The 19,174-nt window shown below is 73.1% G+C and carries 15 protein-coding genes, 2 tRNA genes and 3 pseudogenes; 16 read left to right on the top strand and 4 right to left on the bottom strand.

The window, feature by feature from the left end; translation table 11 throughout:
- Nucleotides 1-256: 256 nt before the first annotated feature.
- The 5 genes and pseudogenes from proB (at nt 257) to ACEXOX_RS17820 (ending at nt 5,722) form a co-directional block, all read left to right on the top strand.
- Entirely contained in the window at nt 257-1,354 is a 1,098-nt protein-coding gene (proB, locus tag ACEXOX_RS17840) for a glutamate 5-kinase (RefSeq protein ID WP_406526383.1), read from the top strand.
- A 357-nt stretch (nt 1,355-1,711) separates the two neighbouring features.
- Nucleotides 1,712-2,209, top strand: a complete 498-nt coding sequence (locus ACEXOX_RS17835; protein WP_406521788.1) for a hypothetical protein — start codon at nt 1,712-1,714, stop codon at nt 2,207-2,209.
- Nucleotides 2,210-2,371: 162 nt separating this feature from the next.
- Nucleotides 2,372-3,640, top strand: coding sequence for a glutamate-5-semialdehyde dehydrogenase (locus ACEXOX_RS17830; protein WP_406521787.1), 1,269 nt, complete (start codon nt 2,372-2,374; stop codon nt 3,638-3,640).
- A gap of 114 nt (nt 3,641-3,754) precedes the next feature.
- Nucleotides 3,755-4,389 (top strand): annotated as a pseudogene (locus ACEXOX_RS17825) (hypothetical protein).
- Nucleotides 4,390-4,538: 149 nt separating this feature from the next.
- Nucleotides 4,539-5,722 (top strand): annotated as a pseudogene (locus ACEXOX_RS17820) (hypothetical protein).
- Here the strand turns inward: ACEXOX_RS17820 and ACEXOX_RS17815 are convergent.
- Nucleotides 5,685-6,830, bottom strand: coding sequence for a M48 family metallopeptidase (locus ACEXOX_RS17815; RefSeq protein ID WP_406521785.1), 1,146 nt, complete (start codon nt 6,828-6,830; stop codon nt 5,685-5,687). The pseudogene ACEXOX_RS17820 and the gene ACEXOX_RS17815 overlap by 38 nt on opposite strands.
- Nucleotides 6,831-6,969: 139 nt before the next feature.
- Here ACEXOX_RS17815 and ACEXOX_RS17810 point away from each other — a divergent pair, with 139 nt between their 5' ends.
- From ACEXOX_RS17810 to phsA, 10 genes are all read left to right on the top strand, one after another.
- Complete coding sequence (locus tag ACEXOX_RS17810) at nt 6,970-7,155, top strand: hypothetical protein (protein WP_406521783.1); 186 nt, start codon at nt 6,970-6,972, stop codon at nt 7,153-7,155.
- Between the two features lie 167 nt (nt 7,156-7,322).
- Nucleotides 7,323-7,484, top strand: coding sequence for a hypothetical protein (locus ACEXOX_RS17805; protein WP_031001894.1), 162 nt, complete (start codon nt 7,323-7,325; stop codon nt 7,482-7,484).
- A gap of 52 nt (nt 7,485-7,536) precedes the next feature.
- Nucleotides 7,537-8,166: a nicotinate-nucleotide adenylyltransferase gene (nadD, locus tag ACEXOX_RS17800; RefSeq protein ID WP_406521781.1), complete on the top strand. Its 630-nt coding sequence runs from the start codon at nt 7,537-7,539 to the stop codon at nt 8,164-8,166.
- Between the two features lie 60 nt (nt 8,167-8,226).
- Complete coding sequence (locus ACEXOX_RS17795) at nt 8,227-10,137, top strand: LCP family protein (protein WP_406521780.1); 1,911 nt, start codon at nt 8,227-8,229, stop codon at nt 10,135-10,137.
- 238 nt (nt 10,138-10,375) lie between these two features.
- Complete coding sequence (gene rsfS / locus ACEXOX_RS17790) at nt 10,376-10,810, top strand: ribosome silencing factor (RefSeq protein ID WP_030020512.1); 435 nt, start codon at nt 10,376-10,378, stop codon at nt 10,808-10,810.
- Nucleotides 10,807-11,460, top strand: coding sequence for a histidine phosphatase family protein (locus tag ACEXOX_RS17785; RefSeq protein ID WP_406526382.1), 654 nt, complete (start codon nt 10,807-10,809; stop codon nt 11,458-11,460). Before rsfS ends, ACEXOX_RS17785 begins: the two co-directional genes overlap by 4 nt.
- 149 nt (nt 11,461-11,609) lie before the next feature.
- Nucleotides 11,610-11,682: transfer RNA gene (locus ACEXOX_RS17780), tRNA-Ala, on the top strand.
- Nucleotides 11,683-11,947: 265 nt separating this feature from the next.
- Nucleotides 11,948-12,196, top strand: coding sequence for a hypothetical protein (locus tag ACEXOX_RS17775; protein WP_406526691.1), 249 nt, complete (start codon nt 11,948-11,950; stop codon nt 12,194-12,196).
- Nucleotides 12,197-12,199: 3 nt separating this feature from the next.
- The gene (locus tag ACEXOX_RS17770; protein ID WP_030020510.1) at nt 12,200-12,433 is read left to right on the top strand and encodes a hypothetical protein; all 234 of its coding nucleotides are present in this window, start codon (nt 12,200-12,202) and stop codon (nt 12,431-12,433) included.
- A 180-nt stretch (nt 12,434-12,613) separates the two neighbouring features.
- Entirely contained in the window at nt 12,614-14,455 is a 1,842-nt protein-coding gene (phsA, locus tag ACEXOX_RS17765; protein WP_406521778.1) for an O-aminophenol oxidase PhsA, read from the top strand.
- 113 nt (nt 14,456-14,568) lie between these two features.
- Here the strand turns inward: phsA and ACEXOX_RS17760 are convergent, their stop codons facing one another.
- Nucleotides 14,569-15,951, bottom strand: a complete 1,383-nt coding sequence (locus ACEXOX_RS17760) for a glycosyltransferase 87 family protein (protein WP_406521776.1) — start codon at nt 15,949-15,951, stop codon at nt 14,569-14,571.
- A gap of 168 nt (nt 15,952-16,119) precedes the next feature.
- Here ACEXOX_RS17760 and ACEXOX_RS17755 point away from each other — a divergent pair.
- A tRNA-Ala gene (locus ACEXOX_RS17755) sits at nt 16,120-16,192 on the top strand.
- Nucleotides 16,193-16,356: 164 nt separating this feature from the next.
- On the opposite strand, the pseudogene ACEXOX_RS17750 reads toward ACEXOX_RS17755, so the two are convergent.
- A pseudogene (locus ACEXOX_RS17750) lies at nt 16,357-17,897 on the bottom strand (NADH-ubiquinone oxidoreductase-F iron-sulfur binding region domain-containing protein).
- Nucleotides 17,894-18,802 carry a hypothetical protein gene (locus ACEXOX_RS17745; protein ID WP_406521774.1) on the bottom strand — a complete coding sequence of 303 codons (909 nt, stop codon included), beginning with the start codon at nt 18,800-18,802 and terminating at the stop codon, nt 17,894-17,896. Before ACEXOX_RS17745 ends, ACEXOX_RS17750 begins: the two are co-directional and overlap by 4 nt.
- Between the last annotated feature and the right edge of the window lie 372 nt (nt 18,803-19,174).

Raw genomic sequence — 19,174 nt, 5'->3', positions numbered from 1 at the left:
CGTACGTGCGCAAGGCCCCCGGGTGCACCCGGGGGCCTTTCCCGTGCCGTACGCCGTTTCGCGCCGCATCCCGGAGGGTTCCCACAGCGGGCGGCGAGGCGTGCCGTGGGAATCCGACGGGCGCCCGCCGGGCCCCCTGCCGTAGATTGCGGTGGTACGGAAACACCCGTACGGAACCTCCCGGACACGGGACCGTCCGTACGCGGCGGCGCACAGGCGAGCACAGGGGTAGGCAGTGGCAGGCGCAAGGCAGGACGTGACGGACGCCCGCAGGATCGTGGTCAAGGTCGGTTCGTCCTCGCTGACCACGGCGAGCGGCGGCCTGGACGCGGACCGGGTGGACGCGCTGGTGGACGTGCTGGCCAAGCACCAGGACAAGGAGATCGTGCTGGTCTCCTCCGGCGCCATCGCGGCCGGTCTGGCACCGCTCGGCCTGGACCGGCGGCCCCGCGACCTGGCCCGGCAGCAGGCCGCCGCCAGCGTCGGCCAGGGCCTGCTGGTCGCCCGCTACACCGCCTCCTTCGCGCGCTACGGCCGCCGCGTCGGCCAGGTCCTGCTCACCTCGGACGACACCAGCCGCCGCGCCCACTACCGCAACGCCTTCCGGACCCTGGACCAGCTGCTGGCCATGGGCGCCGTACCGATCGTCAACGAGAACGACACCGTCGCCACCGACGAGATCCGCTTCGGCGACAACGACCGGCTGGCCGCCCTGGTCGCCCACCTCGTACGCGCCGACCTGCTCGTGCTGCTCTCGGACGTGGACGGGCTCTACGACGGCGACCCGAGCCTGCCCGGCACCTCCCGGATAGCGCAGGTGAGCGGCCCGGCCGACCTGGAAGGCATCTCGATCGGCAGCGCCGGCCGGGCCGGCGTCGGCACCGGCGGCATGGTCACCAAGGTCGAGGCGGCCCGGATCGCCGCCGCGGCCGGCATCCCGGTCGTCCTGACCTCCGCCGTGCACGCCGCCGACGCCCTGGCCGGCGGCCCCACCGGCACCCACTTCCTGCGCACCGGCCGCCGCTCCGCCGACCGGCTGCTGTGGCTGGCGCACGCCTCCACCCCGCGCGGCGCGCTGGTGCTGGACGACGGCGCCGTCGAGGCCGTCGTCGAACGGCACTCCTCGCTGCTGCCGGCCGGTATCGCCGCGGCCGAAGGGGAGTTCAGCGCCGGCGACCCGGTCGAACTCCGGGACACCGCGGGCCGCGCCGTCGCCCGCGGCCTGGTCAACTTCGACGCGCGGGAGATCCCGCGGCTGATCGGCCGTTCCACCCGTGACCTCGCCCGCGAGCTGGGACCCGCGTACGAACGCGAGGTCGTGCACCGGGACGATCTGGTCGTACTGCACCACTGACGGCCGTCACAACAGGGAAACAAGTGGCAGGAAAGGTCCAAAGACCAGCCTTTCCACGGAGACCTTCTCGAAAATGCCCCCGCGACGGCCCGCGGGCTGGTCAACTTTGTTGCGGGGACGGCGTCCGGGGAGCGCCGTCCGCCGCGCGCGAGTGCGCGCCGTGAGACAGCAGTGCCGGACCACTGCCGAGGAACCGCCCGCGACCGGGCTCCGGAGCAGCGCGATCCGCGGTGACCCGGGCGGTCCGCACGCGGCGGCGCATCCGGCGGCGGGCCGGTGCCGGTGACGGACGACAGCACCGATCGGCTCCGCCCCCGTACGTACGAGCGGAGCGATACGCATAACAGGAGGCCGCCGGTGAGACGAGGGCGCTCAGGGGCGCTGCCCCGAGGGACGGCGGAGCGCACACTGACCAGCGTCGGACCCGCCGGACCGGCCGGCGGGTCCGCGTCCGGGGACCGTGCCGGGCCGGGCGGGGCGACGTCCGAGCGGCCGTCGCCCGGGCGCCGCGAGGCGTCCCGGCTGTGGCACGTCACCCTCAGCGTCTCGGGGGCCGAGGCCCCCGTCCAGGAGGTCCGGCGGGCACTGGAACAGCTCGCTCACGACCACCCCTTCCTGCTGACCAGCCGCTACGCCAACGACCACGCCGAGATCCGCTACTGGGAAGAGGCCCGCGACCTGCACGACGCCGCGGCGGTCGCCCTGCGGCTGTGGGGCGAGCACCGTTCCTCGGCCGGGCTGCCGCCGTGGGAGATCGTGGGCCTGGAGGTCATCGACCGGGAGACGTACCACCAGCGCGTCGCCGAGGGGTACGGGCCGCCGCCCGCGTCCCGGTTGGGCGTGCATCCGTACTAAGACCGGTACGGACGCCGGCAGGGGCACCTGTACGGGCGGGCGCCCGCACCGGCGGGCGGCGGGCCGTGCTCGTGGCCCGTGGCCCGTCGGGCGCGGACCGCGGCGTCTTGCCAGATGGAACGCGGCCGGACCGCGTTCCGCCGCCCGGTTACGCTTTCCGCCATGACCAGCGAATCAGCGCACCCCTCACCCGTCATCGAGACCGCCCGGCGCGCCAAGGAGGCGGCGGCCGTCCTGGCGCCGCAGCCGCGCACCGCGCGCGACGGCGCGCTGCTCGCCATCGCCGACGCCCTGGTGGCCCGTACCGAAGAGATCGTCGCCGCCAACGTCGGGGACGTCGCCAAGGCACGGGCCGCGGGCACCGGCGAGTCCCTGGTGGACCGGCTCACCCTGACCCCCGAGCGGGTCACCGCGATGGCCGCCGACGTCCGCGACGTGGTGGCGCTGCCCGACCCGGTGGGCGAGGTGCTGCGTGGCTCCACCCTGCCCAACGGCCTCGACCTGCGGCAGGTCCGCGTCCCGCTGGGCGTCGTCGGGATCATCTACGAGGCCCGGCCGAACGTGACCGTGGACGCCGCCGCGCTGTGCCTGAAGGCGGGCAACGCGGTGCTGCTGCGCGGCTCGTCCTCCGCCTACGCCTCGAACACGGCGCTGGTCGAGGTGTTGCGGGACGCGGTGGCGAGCGTCGGACTGCCGGCCGACGTCGTCCAGCTGGTGCCGGGGGAGAGCCGCGACTCGGTGCGCGAGCTGATGCGGGCGCGCGGCCTGGTGGACGTGCTGATCCCGCGCGGCGGCGCCTCGCTGATCCGTACGGTCGTCGAGGAGTCCACGGTCCCGGTGATCGAGACCGGCACCGGCAACTGCCACGTGTACGTGGACGAGCACGCCGACATCGACATGGCGCTGGACATCCTGATCAACTCCAAGGCGCAGCGGCCCAGCGTCTGCAACGCCGCCGAGACGGTGCTGGTGCACGCGGGCATCGCCGAGACGTTCCTGCCGCGGGCGCTGGAGGCGCTGACCCAGGCCGGCGTGATCGTGCACGGCGACACGGCGTGGCAGCAGGCCGGCCCCGGCCTGGTCGCGCCGGCCACGGACGAGGACTGGGCGGCCGAGTACCTCTCGTACGACATCGCCGCGGCCGTCGTGCAGGACCTGGACGCGGCGGTCGCGCACATCCGCCGCTGGTCCTCCGGGCACACCGAGGCGATCGTCACCACCTCGCAGGCGGCGGCCCGCCGCTTCACCCAGCTCGTGGACTCCACGACGGTCGCGGTCAACGCGTCCACCCGCTTCACCGACGGCAGCCAGTTCGGGTTCGGTGCCGAGATCGGCATCTCGACGCAGAAGCTGCACGCCCGCGGCCCGATGGGGCTGCCGGAGCTGACCTCGACGAAGTACGTCGTCACCGGGGACGGCCACACGCGCTGACGGTACGGGCGGAGGTTTCCGGCGGACCGGGACGGCGCCGGTCCGCACGCCCGTCCGCGGCCGGATTCCCGTCCTACCCGCCCACGACCGTCCGCCCCGGGCTAGTCTGGAGGAGTGCCGGACGACGTGGGGGGCAAGCCGTTCCCGGACGGCGAGGAGCCCGACGAGCACAGTCAGCCGAGCCACGGGGAAGCGGACGAGGACTTCGCCTCCGTGGTCCTCGACGAGGACTTCGTGCGGTCCGCGCGCTTCCACGAACCCACCGCGGTGGAACGGATGCTGGCCGCCGCCCAGGCACGCGCCGAGGCCGACGCCGCCCGCGGCCGCCCGGGGTACGGCACCGACCCGGACGCCGACGACGCCCCGGACGGCCGCCCCCGCGCCACGGGCCGCCGCTACGGCCGTGGCGCCGGCGCCGACCCCGGGCGGGGCGCGGACCCGGACGCGTACGGCCCCCACGGTCCGTACGGCCCGTACGGCGGCGCCCTGCGCCCGTACCGCGGCAGCGTCCGCTGGCACCGCCCGGTGGCCTGGGTGCTCGCCGTCCTCATGGGCATCGGTCTCGTCGCGCTCGCCTTCTCCGCGGTCTACCGCGGCGCGTCCGGGGACGCACGCAGACTCCGGCGCCCCCGCCCGCGACCAGCGGGGTGGAGGGCGTACCGCCCGTCCGCTCCAGCCTGGTGCCGTCGGCGTCCGCCTCGGCCGAGTCGACGCCACCACCCGCTTCCGCCGCTCCGCGCACCGGCTGAGAGCCCGGAGCCGCGCGCCCCGGGGCGCCGGGCGGCTCCCGCGCACGGGTGCGTCCGCCGCAAGCGGGGGCCGCAACTCCGGCAGAACCCGCCGAACTTGTCCCGTACCAGGGCGTTTACCGGCGCCTCCGCGGACCTACTCTTGTGGTATGGCCGGTGCTGGTGACCCTCCCGAAGGGACCCCCGAGGGCGCCGGGGGAGGCGGAGAGGACGAATACCGATCCGTCGTCTTCGACGAATCGTTCGTACGAGCTGCACGCCTTCAGGAGTACTCGGCGAGGGAGCGCATGGAGGACCACGCACGGGCCGTACGCACCCGGCACGCCTGGGCGCGGCTCGGCGGCGCCCGGCAGGCCGTGCTCCTGGCCCTGCTGATCGTCATCGCCTTCGGCACCGCTATCTACATGGGGGTCCGCCACCCCTACCGGCCCCCGAGCCGATGGCGGCGGAGCCGCTGCGGTCCACGGTCGTGCCGCTGGCGCCGGACGGCGCCGTGCCGGGCGGAAAACCGGCCGACCTCTTCGCGCGCAGCCCCGCGGCGCAGTACCGCATCGGCGCGGCGGGCGTGAACCTGCCCGCGGTCTCGCGGACCGAGCACTTCTCGGACGGTCAGGTCGTCTCCGCCCTGACCCTCGCCAAGGACTACCTGGTGCGCTCCTCGATCGACCCGGCCACCCTGACGGGCGGCTCCGTACGGCCGGTGGGGCTGCTGCTCGACCCCGGCCAACTCGACCAGTTCGACCGGAGCCTGGCGCATCCGGCCGACGACGGGCGGCACGCGGCCACCGGCTGGCTGACCCGCTTCGATCCGGACCAGGTGGAACTGGCCGACACCGATGTGCGGGTGACCGGCACGCTGTCGGCCACCGAGGTGGGCGCGGACGCGCTGGAGGTGAGCGCCGACTTCACCTTCGCCTACGCGGTACGTCCGGCTGGTGCTGGTGCTGGTGCTGGTGCTGGTGCTGGTGCTGGTGCTGGTACGGGTAGGGGTGGCGGTGCCGGGGCTCGCGACGGGGCCGGGACCAAGGCCGCGGCGGGGCAACAGGCCGCCGCCGCCTCGCTGTTCACCGTCCGCCGCGAACTGCGCTTCCGGATCAGCCGCGACGACCTGGACGACCACCGCCTGGAGGTGCTGCAGAGCAACCTCCAGGCAGGGCCGATGTCCTGCTCCGCCGACGCGTCGAGCACCTTGCGTCCGCTGCTCGCGGGGCAGCGCGCCGGGGACGCCGGGCCGGCGGCCACCGACCCGTACGCCCGCGGCCGTTCGAACACCGGGCTGTGCGGGAAGCTGGCGGCTACTTCCCAGCCGGGCCCGGCCCGTCCGGCCCGTTAGCGCCGTCCGCTCCGTTGGCGCCGTCCGGCCCGTTCGCACCGCCCGAGCCGCCCGTACCACCGGAACCGCCCGGCCGGGAGCCGCCGCGGAAGACCGTGTCCCGCAGCTTGCCGCCGAGGTCACCGGCACCGCCGGCGATGTCGCGCACCAGACCCATCAGCGGGTCCTTGCTGGTGCGCACCGACTCGGCGTAGTGCGCGGCGGACTCACGGAAGGAATCGGACACCGAGGTGTCCTTGTCCTCGTCCCTGCGCGGGTAGTGGCCGTCCATGATGCGCTGGTAGTCGCGGCTGGCCGCCCACTTCTTCAGCTCGGCCGCCCGCACGGTGGTGAACGGGTGGCTGCGCGGCAGCATGTTCAGCACCTTCAGCACGGAGTCGCGCAGGTCGCCGCCTGCCTCGTACTCCTCGGCCTGCTTCAGGAACGCGTCCACGTTCATCTCGTGCAGGTGGTTGCCGCCGGCCAGCTTCATCAGCCCGCGCATGGACGCCTGGAGATCCTGCCCGACCAGCAGCCCGGCCCGGTCCGCCGACAGCTCCGACTTGCGGAACCATTCGCGCAGCGCCGTCACTATCGCCATGATCGCGACGTTGCCCAGCGGGATCCAGGCGATCTTCAGTGCCAGGTTCGTCAGGAACAGCAGGATCGTGCGGTACACCGCGTGCCCGGACAGGGCGTGGCCGACCTCGTGGCCGACGACCGCGCGCATCTCCTCCTCGTCGAGCAGCTCGACCAGGCCCGTCGTCAGCACGATGACGGGCTCGTCCAGGCCGATGCACATGGCGTTCGGCTGGGGGTCCTGATTCACGTACATCGGCGGGACCTTCTCCAGGTCCAGGATGTAACAGGCGTCCCGCAGCATGTCGTTGAGGTGCGTGAACTGCTGGTCGCTGACGCGCACCGAGTCCGACAGGAACATCAGCCGCAGGCTGCGCTCCGGCAACAGGCCGCTGAGCGTCTTGAAGACGGTGTCGAACCCGCTCAGCTTGCGCAGCGCCACGAGCGCGGAACGGTCTGCCGGGTGCTCGTAGGCGCGGGACGAGATGCCGGGGAACCGCCTGCGGTCCCGGCTCGGTACGCGCTCGCTGCCGCCTGGGCTCTCCGTCATTGGGGCCTCCCCTGTTCGACTGCGTGTGATTCAGACTAGAGGACGCCACTGACAGCCATTTGGATGCCCAGGCGTACGCTGGCGAGCGCACCGGGGCCCGCAGATGCCCACATGCCCGTACAAAGGGAGCGCTTCAGTCATGCCGAACACGAGCGTGCTGCTCGCCGCCGCGGCGGAGACCTCGAAGAACGACGGCCCGGGATGGATCCTGCGCACCGTCCTGATCGTCGGCATCCTCGGCGCCGTGTTCCTCGCGTGGGTCCTGCTGCGCAATTACGGGAAGGACGACCACGACGGCCAGAACGGCCGCGACGACCGGGACTGACCCCGCCCCTTCCCGGCCTGCCCACCCGCCCGCGGACCCGGAGCGGCCCCCGCGGACGGGCGTGCGAGCGCCCTCCCGGCGGAGTCGGCGTGAGACCCGGGCGAGCTCGCGCATACGATGTGGCGGAAGTCTCTGTCCGACCCCATCCCGGATTGGTTCTGCCGACGATGAGCCTGCACACCACCGCACAGCACCTGGTCACCCTCGCCGAAGGCGGTCAGGAGGGCGGCGCGCACGAGAGCCTGAACCCGTTCGTCACGGGTGGCGGCGCCCTGATCGCCCTGCTCCTGCTGCTCTGGATCACCACCCGCTTCAACCGGGACCGCTGAGGGCGGGCACCGGGACCCCGGCACCGCGCAGCGCCCAGTAGGGTCTGCACGCATGGGAGAGCAGACAGGGCCCGTGAAGCGGCGGCTCGGAGTGATGGGCGGGACATTCGACCCGATCCATCACGGACACCTGGTCGCCGCCAGCGAGGTGGCCAGCCAGTTCCACCTCGACGAGGTCATATTCGTCCCGACCGGGCAGCCGTGGCAGAAGAGCCACAAGACGGTGTCGCCGGCCGAGGACCGCTATCTGATGACGGTCATCGCGACCGCGTCCAACCCGCAGTTCTCCGTCAGCCGGATCGACATCGACCGCGGCGGCAAGACGTACACCATCGACACGCTGCGGGAGCTGCACCAGCAGCACCGTGACGCGGACCTCTTCTTCATCACCGGCGCCGACGCGCTCGGCCAGATCCTGACCTGGCACGACGCGCCGGAGCTGTTCTCGCTCGCCCACTTCATCGGGGTGACCAGGCCCGGGCACGTACTCGCCGACCCCGGGCTTCCCGAAGGGGCGGTGTCCCTGGTCGAGGTGCCGGCGCTGGCCATCTCCTCGACCGACTGCCGGGCGCGCGTCGCCCAGGGGGACCCGGTCTGGTACCTGGTGCCGGACGGTGTCGTGCGCTACATCGACAAGCGCGACCTGTACCGCGAGGACCCGACCGGCCACGACGGCCGTTGACATCCGCTGCCGACGGCCGCCGACGACGACCGCCGACGGGGCTCACGGAAAGGGGCACCGGTGAACGACCGACACGACCCGTACGTGCCGCGGGACCCGTATGCCCAGGACCAGCAGGGGCAGCCGGGGTACACCTACGACGCCTACGGGCAGCCGGTGTACCCGGAGGCGCCGCAGCAGGCCGCGTATGACCAGTACGGGCAGCCGGTGGGTTACGACCCGTACGGCGCACCGGGCCCGTACGATCCGTACGGCCATCAGCAGCAGGGCGGGCAGCCGGGCACCGGGCAGCAAGGGCATCAGGACCAGGGCCACCAAGGCCAGGGCTACCAGGGGTACGGCTACGACCCGTACGGTCAGCAGCAGGTGCCGCAGCAGACGCCCCAGCAGGCGCAGTACCCCCAGCAGTACGACCCGTACGGGCAGCCCCAGCAGTTTCACCAGCCCCAGCAGACACAGCAGGGCCAGCAGACGCAGCAGCACGGCCTGCCGCAGCAACAAACACCGCAGCAGGCCCAGCAGCAACAGCAGCAGGGCTGGATCCCGCAGCAGTCGACGCAGCCCTCGTACGAGCAGGTCTCCTATCAGGAGCCGGAGCCTCAGCCGTACGGGCAGCCCGACCGGGAGACCGCCGAGCGGACCCCGCGCGACGGAGCCCCGGGTGGCACAGGCCGTGCGCCCGGCCAGGGGGCCGCACCGGGCCCCGGGGACGCTCCGGACACGGACTACCTCACCGAGCAGTTCTCGTTCATCGAGGAGCCGGCCGAGGACTCCGAGGACGTCATCGACTGGCTCAAGTTCACCGAGAGCCGTACCGAGCGCCGTGAGGAGGCCAAGCGGCGCGGCCGCAGCCGCAAGGTCATGCTGATCGTGCTGCTGGTCCTGCTGCTCCTCGGCGGCGTCGGCTACCTGTGGTGGGCGGGCAAGCTGCCCGGCCTCTCGGGTGCCGAGGCGGGCAAGGAGGCCGGGGGCGCCGGGGAGAAGCGCGATGTGCTCGTCGTGCACCTGAAGGACCCCAAGGGCAACAGCTCCACCGCGCTCCTCGTGGACAACGAGAGCACCCACAAGGGCACCACGGTCCTGCTCCCGAACAGCCTGGCGGTCTCCACCGAGGACGGCGGGTCCACGACGCTGGCCAAGTCGGTCAAGGACCAGGGCATCGACCCCACCCGGGAGGCCCTGAACACGCTCTTCGGCGCCGACATCAAGGCCAGCTGGCGGCTGGACACCCCGTACCTGGAGAACCTGGTCGAGACGACCGGCGGCATCACGCTGGACACCGACGCGACCGTCCCCGGCGCCAAGAAGGGCGACGGCCCCCTCGTCAAGCAGGGCAGGAGCCAGGAGCTGAACGGCCAGGCAGCCGTGGCGTACGCCACGTTCCAGGGGCCCGGCGAACCGCAGACCAAGCAGCTGGAGCGCTTCGGCCAGGTGATGCAGGCCACCCTGAAGAAGGTCTCCAGCGACGCGGACGGCGCCACGGCCACCGTGAAGTCGCTGCTCCAGGTGCTGGACCCGCCGCTCACCGAGGCCGAGCTGGGCAGCTCGCTCGCCCAGCGCGCCGAGCTGGCGAAGGCCGGCTCCTACGGGACCACCCTGCTGCCGGTGCAGCAGGACGGCACGCTCAGCCGGCAGGCGGCGGACGGTGTGGTCAAGGAGGTGCTCGGCGGCACGGTCAAGAAGGCCGACCCCAGCTCGACCCCGAGGGTCAGCGTCCAGAACGCCACCGGCAAGAAGGAAGCGACCGACAAGGCGCGGATCGCCCTGGTCAACGGCGGGTACTCGTTCGTCGAGGGCGGCACCGCGGCGGCCAGGCCGGCCTCCCAGGTGACGTACGCGGACGCCGCCCAGAAGGCGAAGGCCGAGGAGGCCGCCAAGACGCTGGGTCTGCCGGCCGGCGCGGTCAAGCAGGGCCAGACGGCCCCGAACGCCGACGTGACAGTGGTGCTGGGGCAGGACTACAAGGGCTGAGGGCGCCGGGCCCGCCGGGCCGGTGCTCGGCGGACCGAGGGCGGTACGGGGCATCACGGCCCCGGCCGCCCCGGCTCCGGGGCCGGGGCGCACCGCCCGTAAAGCCAGGTGGGAGTGTCGGCGGTCCGTGAGACCCTTGGTGGGTACCCGCGAGCCTGTGTCATGACCCCGGCCAGGCGCCCGCCGTCTGGCCGGGGTCATGACACAGGCTCCGTCCACCCGTCCCGAAAGCTGGATTGTGACCGCCACCGACCGCTCCATCGAGCTCATCCAGGCCGCCTCGCTGGCGGCCGCCGACAAGCTCGCGCACGACATCATCGCGTACGACGTCAGCGACGTGCTCTCGATCACCGACGCGTTCCTGCTGGCCTCGGCCCCCAACGACCGCCAGGTCAAGTCGATCGTCGACGAGATCGAGGAGCGGCTGAACAAGGAACTGGGCGCCAAGCCGGTGCGCCGCGAGGGCGACCGCGAGGCCCGCTGGGTCCTGCTCGACTACGTGGACATCGTCGTCCACGTCCAGCACAGCGAAGAGCGCGTCTTCTACGCCCTCGAACGCCTCTGGAAGGACTGCCCCGAGCTGGACCTCCCCGAGGAGGCCAAGGCCACCCGTGGCAAGGCCGCCGCGCACGCCGACGCCACGGCGGCCGAGCAGGACGGAGACCTGAGCTGAACGGCAGCGGGAGCGGCCGTGGCCGCCGGATAGTCCTGTGGCGCCACGGCCAGACGGCGTGGAACCTGGAGCACCGCTTCCAGGGCTCCACGGACATCGAGCTGACCGAGGAGGGCGTGGCGCAGGCGCGGCGCGCCGCCCGGCTGCTCGCGGCCCTCGAACCGGACGCGATCATCGCCTCCGACCTGCGCCGGGCCGCCGCCACCGCCCGTGAGCTGGCGGCCGTCACCGGTCTGGAGATCACGCACGAGGCGGGGCTGCGCGAGACGTACGCGGGCGCCTGGCAGGGCCTGACCCACCAGGAGATCGTGACGCAGTACGGCGAGCAGTACGCGGCGTGGAAGCGCGGCGAGCCCGTACGGCGCGGCGGCGGCGAACTGGAGACCGAGGTCGCCGACCGTGCGGCCCCGATCGTGGAGCGCAGCGCCGACAAGCTGCCGGACGGCGGCACCCTGGTCGTCGTCAGCCACGGCGGCACGATCCGTACGACCATCGGGCGGCTGCTGGGCCTGGAGTCCCACCACTGGGAGGGACTGGGCGGCCTGTCGAACTGCTGCTGGTCCGTGCTGGGGGAGGGCGCCCGCGGCTGGCGGCTGATGGAGCACAACGCCGGCACGCTGCCGGAGCCGGTGCTCGGCGACGACGCCTGAGCGGTCCCGCGGCCGGTCCCCGGGGACCGGCGGGCCGCCTCTCCGGGGGCCCGGAGCGGCCGGATTTCACATTTGGGCTGGTCGCAGGCTAGAGTTCTTCTTGTTCGCGGCGCCGCCGGGGAAAACCCCGGAGGATCGGAACAAGACCCGGGGCTATAGCTCAGTTGGTAGAGCGCCTGCATGGCATGCAGGAGGTCAGGAGTTCAATTCTCCTTAGCTCCACACCTCGGATGATCCCGTCTCCCTCTCTGGGAGGCGGGATCATTTCGTGCACGAACGGGCGCACGAACCGGTGCGTAACGGTGTAGACCTTGTCGGGATCCCGCCCTGCGGGACCGCGTGGCCGGCCCGCGTTCGACGCCTCTCCCTCCGGCGCTCCGGCCGCCGTACGGCGGTGTGCTGGTACAACGGGTACGGCGGCGGGACTGACCCGGTCGGCGGTCCGTGGCAGAATTCGGACGGCGCCGGCAGGGGAGGAGAGAACGCGATGCCCACGAGCATCATGGAGGAGGTCGACGACCTGCTCGATGCGACCGCTCCCGTGCAGAGCGCCGGCCCGCTGCCCGAGGACGCTCCCCGTCCGGCCCATCCCGCCCGCCCCGCCGACGGCACGCGCAGCACCGGCAGCGCCGTGCTCCAGTGCCCGTCCTGCGGCTCGGCCCATGTGGCGCAGGTGCTGGGCGACAACGGCGGCATCTCGTTCGTCTGTACGGCCTGCGGCCACAGCTGGAGCTGACTGATGGGCGCTCACAGCAGGAAATGCGACTGGTGCGGCAGCGGGACGCCGATCGTCCGGGACATGGAGCCGGTCAACCCCGAGTACCAGTACTGGTGCGAGGAGTGCGCGCGGGCCCTGGTCATAAAAGGCGACCCGATCGAGACGTACCGCGAACTCGACGGGGAGCCGATCTACGGGCGCCTGCTCGACGAGCACTGCACGCTGAAGCGTTTCTATTCGTTCGCGACCGCCTGAGCGCGGGCGGGTGGCCGGTGGGGGCGGTGGGCCGGGGAGCCCGCTGAGATGCCACGGCGGGCATCAGTGCGAAATTTCCCGTGGAAGGCGGAACTCCGTTCGAAGGGCGGGGCGTTGAACGCGTGAAGCTGCCGCCGGAGACGGCCGGCGGCACGGGGGAAGCGATACGGGGGTCGCATCGTGAGTGACGTGACGATTCATCCTGTCCGGGAAGCGTCGGTGGACCGGCCGTCCGACGCGCCGCACAAGCGGGAAGCCGCGGCCGGACTGACACCCTTCGTCGACGAGCTGCGCATCCCGCCCGTCCTGCGGCCCGGCCGCAAGGAGGCGCTGCGCGGCATCGACATCGACCAGACCGCCACCTGGGTCCGGCTGCACTCCGAGCTCCCGCCGACGAAGGTGTGGGCGTACGAGGGGCACTACCCGGGCCCGACGATCGAGGTGCGCCGTGGCCGGCGGCTCCGCATCAACTGGAACAACCGCCTCACCGGCGGCTATCCGGTCACCGCCGCCGAGGCCAAGCCCTCACAGAGCGCGCCCCGGCCCACCGAGGAGCCGGGCCGCGCGAGCAGCACCCTCGTGGAGGGCGTCGCCGACCTGCCGCCCTGGACGGTCACCCACCTGCACGGCGCGGTGACCGGCGGCGGCAACGACGGCTGGTCGGAGAACGCCGTCTCGCCCGGCGACTCCCAGCTCTCGGAGTATCCCAACGACCACCGTGCGACGTGCTGGTGGTACCACGACCACGCCATGGACATCACCCGGTGGAACGTCTTCGCGGGCCTGGCCGGGATGTACCTGATCCGCGACGACGAGGAGGACGTGCTGCAACTGCCCTCCGGCAAGCGGGAGATACCGCTCGTCATCCAGGACCGTAACCTCGACACGGACCCGGACGGCCGCCTGACGGGCCGTCTGCTGCACAAGACCCGGATCGTGACCGAGGACAAGGACGGGAAGAACGTCACCCTGCCCTTCACCGGCCCCTACACCCTCGTCAACGGAGTCATCTGGCCCCACGCCGACGTCGCGGCGTGCTGGTACCGCTTCCGCGTGCTGAACGCGGCGAACAGCCGCACCTTCCAGCTCCGGCTGGTGGACGACGCGACGGGCGCGCCGGTGACGGGCGCGGTGTGGCAGATCGGCTCGGACGGCGGCCTGCTGCCGCGGCCGGTCCCGGTGGACGGCCCGCTGCCGATGGCGTCCGCCGAGCGGATGGACCTGCTCATCGACTTCGGCCTGCTGCGCGGGCGTACGCTCCGGCTCGTCAACGCCACGCCCGGGGTGGCGTATCCGGACGTGATGCAGTTCCGGGTCGGCACCACGCAGGTGCGCGACCCGTTCGTGCTCCCGCAGGTGATCTCCCCGTCCTTCGAGCGGCTCACCCACGACTCGGCACCCCACCACGAGCACCGGCTCGTCGTCCTCACCCCGCCCGGCCCGGTCGGCAATTTCCACCCGGAGATGTGGGAGGTGGAGGAGATCCCCGACACGGGCTTGCAGTTCCCCGTCGAAGGAGTCGTCCAGATCCACGGCGCGGACGGAAAGACCCGCACGTACCGCCGTAAGGCCCGGATGTTCGACGACACGCTGGGCCACACGGTGCGGCACGGCGACTGGGAGCAGTGGAGCTTCCTGAACCTGGGCGGTGCCGGCGTCCACCCGATGCACATCCACCTCGTGGACTTCCAGGTCCTGAGCCGCGACCGCTATCCGGCGGACGGTGACCCGGACAGCCCGTACGACAACAAGGTCGGCGGCACCCGCGTCCCGCTCGAATACGGCGGCCCGGTCCCGATATCCCCGGGTGACCAGGGCTGGAAGGACGTCATACAGGTCCCGCCGGGCCAGATGGTCAACGTGCTCGCCCGCTTCCAGGGCGCGACGGGCCGGTTCATGTACCACTGCCATCTGCTGGAGCACGAGGACATGGGCATGATGCGGCCGTTCGTCGTCATGCCGCGCGAGGTGCTGAAGTTCCATCACCACCAGCCGGGCGGGCACGACCACGGCGCGCACTGAGGCGGGGGAGAGGCAGGCGCTGAGGCGAGGGCTGGCGCAGGGCCGGGGAGACGCCCCGGCTCAGCGTCCCGGCGTAACCGCCGCAAGCTCGGGTCCCGATGTGGCGCCCCGGCTCAGCGTCCCGGCGTGGCCGCCTCGGGACCGGCGCCCGGCGTGGCCTCGCCCTGCCCCGCGCTCGGCAGTGCCCCGCCTCCACCCGCACCGTCCCTCCGCACCAGCACGGCGGTCAGCACCAGGAAGACCAGCCCGGCGATCGGATAGATCCCGGACAAGAGCATCTGGCCGCCGTTCTGGCGCAGTTCCTCATGGTGGTGGTAGCGGTGCGGCACGAACCACAGCGCGAACGAACAGAAGAGGAGGCCCATCGCCAGCGTCCCCGCCCACCAGCGACGGCCGGCCCGGCTGCCGAAGCCGCCACGGCCGATCGCCTCCGAGCCGAGCAGGATCAGCATCGGTACGCCCCACACCCAGTGGTGCGACCAGGAGATCGGGCTGACCAGCAGCGCGGTCACGGCACAGGCGACGGCCGCCCAGGCCCGGCGGCCGCGCAGCAGCGCGCCGACCGCGGCGGACAGCCCGAGCACGGCCACGACGGCCGCGGCCGCCAGCCACCACAGGCCGGGGTCGTGGGTGTGCAGCAGCCGGGCCAGCGCGCCGCGCAGCGACTGGTTGGCGGTGATCTCCACCTCGCCGACCCGGTCGGCAGCGAAGATGATCTCCGTCCAGAAGCGGCGGGAGTCGTGCGGCAGGACGAGCGCGGACAGCAGCGCGGTGCCCAGGAAGGTGAGACAGGCCACGGCGGCCTGCCGCAGCCAGGGGTTCCACGCCTCCCGCGCCCCCGCGCCCGCCCGCAGCCGCTGCCAGGCCCGTACGAGCCCGGCCAGCGCGAGGAAGACCGCGAACAGGGCCGGGGTGAGCTTGATACCGGCCGCCAGCCCGATGCCGATCCCGGCCCACCGGTTGCTGTCCTTACGGGTCAGGTCCCACAGGACCAGCACGGCGAGCAGCAGGTTGATCTGCCCGTAGCGCAGCGTCGTCCACACCGGCTCGCACCAGACCAGCAGCGCCGCCACCCCCAGCGCCGCGGCGAGCGGCGGCACCCGCTTCGGCCGCCCCACGAGCCGCAGGCCGAGGTGGACGACGGCGACCAGCAGCAGGAGGTTGCCGAGGGTGGCGAGGGTACGCATCTCCGGTACGCCGACCAGCGTGAGCGGCGTGAACAGCAGCGCCGCGAAGGGCGGATAGGTGTTGGGCAGGTGCGCCGAGGTCGCGACCATGTCGTAGAGGTCCTCGCCGTTGCGGGCGGTCCAGCCCTCGGCGCGGTAGACCATCAGGTCGACCATCGTCACGTGCGCCAGCCGCTGCGCGACCCAGAAGGCGGCGAAGGACAGCACACAGCCGACGGCCGCCACCAGCAGCGGACGGCGACGGACGAGGTCCCTCAGCGGGGAGGAACCGCCGGGTGCAGCGGACTGTTCCAGCTCCAGCGCGGACACGGCGTACAGCTCCCCAGGACGAATCGGGCACGGCCCGCCGACAGTACATCGCCCCCTCGCCCGGGGCCCCAGGACAACCGATTTGGCAGAAGGCGGGGAGGGCCGTGTAATGTAGGCGATGCCGCAGCGGGGAGCCGCAAGGAAAAGAACCGCGGCGGACCACAGCGAGGGGCTATAGCTCAGTTGGTAGAGCGCCTGCATGGCATGCAGGAGGTCAGGAGTTCAATTCTCCTTAGCTCCACAGAAGGATCAACAGTGAGGCGACTCACAGAGATCCACGAGATCCCGTCCGGTCTGGATGACCGGGCGGGATTCTGCGTTTTCCGGAAGTCCTTCCCCCGCAGGCGTCGATGGATCGCACTGCGTCGTGGCCCCTCCCTCAGGCTCCCTCAGAACTTCTCCAGCTCAGGTTTTCTCCAAGCGCAGGGCGAGGGCGGGGCAGCGGCTGACCGCGCGCTGGGCGCGTTGGTGGAGCCGGGGCGGTAAGGCGGTGTCCGGGATGAGGGGGTAGCCGTCCGGGTCGAGGCGTACGGCTTCGGGGAGGAGTCTGGCGCACAGGCCGTGCCCTTCGCACAGGGTCCAGTCCACCGCCAACCGGCCCGTGGCAGCCGTCGCGCCCGCAGTACCCGTGCCCGTACCGTCGGCCGCGTCGCCCGTCTCCGGTGCGGGGAGAGGGAGTACCGCGGCGGTCTCCCGGCCGCATCCGCCGCCCAGGGTGTGCGCGGCGAGATCGTCGGGGAAGGCGTCCAAGGCGGAGAGCATGAACCGCACGGCGCCGTCGGGGTGTTTGCAGGCGCCGCGCCCGTTCACGGTCTGCGTGGCACGCCGTACGCCTTCCAGTGCTTCCTGGCCGCCGCCCGCCAACGTGTCCGCCAGCGCGCTCGCCAGGGAAGGCAGGCCCAGGCGGCAAGGCCCGCACTGGCCCGATGACTCAGCGGCGAGCCAGCGCGCTACCAGCAGGGTTTCGCCGAGTGGGCAGGTGCCGGCGGGCACCGGCAGTACCGCGCCCGCGCCGAGCGCTCCGCCAACGGCCGCGAGTGCTTCGCGGGTGACCACCGTCGCGTACGCGGTCGTGGCGGCCAGCCAGGCGCCGTGGTAGCCGCCCACCAGGACGCCGCCGGGGGCCGGGTCGGCGGCACACACCTGGAGGACGTACGGAAGCGGCACCCCGCTCGGTGCCTCGACGACGGTGGGGGAGGGCACCGCGCCGGACACGGTCAGGAGCAGGGTGCCGGGTTCGTGGGGCGCCCCGGTCGCGGCGTACCGGTCGGCGCCCGTCCGGGCCGCGACGGCGAGCTGCGCGAACGTCTCGGCGTTGGAGAAGAGCGTGGGCGCGCCGCCGAGCCCGGACTCCGCAGCCCGCACCCGCCGCCCCGGCGGCAGCGCCGGTCCGCCCTCCGCGGCCCGGATCAGCGCGGACGCCTCGCCGGAGACGAGCCGTTCCGGTACGCGGACGAGCCGGGCGCGCAGCGACCGCCCGCGCCGCCGGTCGCTCAGGCCGCGCTCGGCCAGCGCGTCCCGCACCGACCGCTCGGCCGCGTCCTTGGTCACACCCACCACCAGCGTGCGGGCGCCGAGCGCGTCGGCGGCGAGCAGCGCGCCGTCCAGGACGAGGTGTGGCGCGCGGCACAGCAGGACGGTGTCCTTGCGGCACGCGGGCTCGCCCTCGCAGCCGTTGACGACGACCGCGGGCCGGACGCCCGAGCGCCGCGCGTGGTGGGCCACCGCCTCCAGCTTCCGTACGAGGGGAAGCCCGCGCCGCCACGACCGCGCAGCGCGATGGCGCCGGCCAGCTCGGCCAGCCGGTCCGCCGACAGGGACGGCGATGAGCCGTGGACGAGCAGGTGGGCCCGGCGGTCGAGACGCTCGCCCTGGTCGAAGCCCGCGGTCAGCCGGGGCGGGCCGATGGTCTGGACGGGCGGTACGTCGGGCAGCGGGCCGGTCATGATCGGCTCCTGCCGTGCGAGGCGGGCCGGGCGGGGACGATGTGGAGCGCGTGCCGGCCGTACGGCGGTGAGGAGTCAGGTGGCGAGGCTCCCGGATACGAGGTGAGAGGTGACGAGACATCCGGATACGAGGAGTACGCCGGCGGGGAGTCCGGGGACGAGGGGTACGGCGGTGGGGAGTCCGGGGACGTGGGGTGCGAGTACGGGTACGCGGGGGGTGGCGGAGGCGGCGGGGCATCGGCAGAACGGGCGCGCAGGCGGGCCCGGAGGACGTGCGGGAGGAAGGTGCGCGCCAGGAGGGCGGCGGCGACCGCCGCCAGGGACAGCGCGTACCCGGTGGTGACCCACCCGGAGGGGGCGCGACCCGACTTCAGGCCGTGGACGAGCCCCAGGCACCAGGCCGGGTACGCGCAGGCGTGCAGGGCGCGCCAGCGCTCCGAGGCCCGGCCGCGGCCGGCGAAGGCGCTGCGGAGCGCGCCGGTCGCGGCGGCCAGCACCATCAGGTAGCCGGCCACGGCACCGAAGCCGATCAGTGTGGAAGCGTCGGCGGGCGTCCTGGTGAACGGCAGCAGCGCGTTCAGTACGTACGCGTGCCCCTCGGCGACCTTGACCGCGATGTGCAGGGCCAGGAAGCCGAGCGAGGCGGTGCCCAGGGCCCGGTGGACTCCCTGGGCGAGCAGTCGGCTGCGGGGGAGCAGGACCGTACGGCCCGCGGCGACCAGCCCCCAGACGACCGCGGCCGTGAGGGAGACGAGTGCCAGCACACCGCCGGTGAAGTCGAGGAAGCCGCGCAGCGGGTCGGTCCCGGAGAGCAGGAGGAGAGCGAGAGCGGCGACGGCTCCGGCGGCGGCCGCGGGACGGCGGCGCAGGCGGGGGCGGCGCGGGACCGGGACCGGGCCTGTCATCGGGCCCGGAGGGGCGGTGTGGCGCGGGCCGTCCCGGGGGCCGTGACGGCGCGGGCGCGGGCCGGGGGACGGGCGGGACAGGCCCGGGAGGCCGTCCGGAAGGCGGAGCGGGAGGCGGACAGGGAGGCGAGGTAAGCCGGGGGGCCGCGGGCCGGGGGCGACGCGGCTCTTGCGGTGGGGGCGCATGCGGGAAAAGTAGGGCGGGCCGGGGTCCGGGAGGCGGGCTTTCCGTAAGCGGCGTGCTGCGGGGCGGCGCGCTGCTACCGTCGGGTGCCGGGTTTGTTCGAAGGAGCCGGGCCATGTGCCGCCCGGTGCCGCCAGAGGCGTTGCTTCCGCGTGCTTCCGCCCGCCCCGGAAGTTCCCGCCCGTAGG

It is taken from the genome of Streptomyces sp. Ac-502 (assembly GCF_045222935.1).
Taxonomy (GTDB): domain Bacteria; phylum Actinomycetota; class Actinomycetes; order Streptomycetales; family Streptomycetaceae; genus Streptomyces; species Streptomyces monomycini.
Note: the sequence above shows the minus strand (reverse complement) of the source record. Positions and strands in the feature narration are given on the sequence as shown.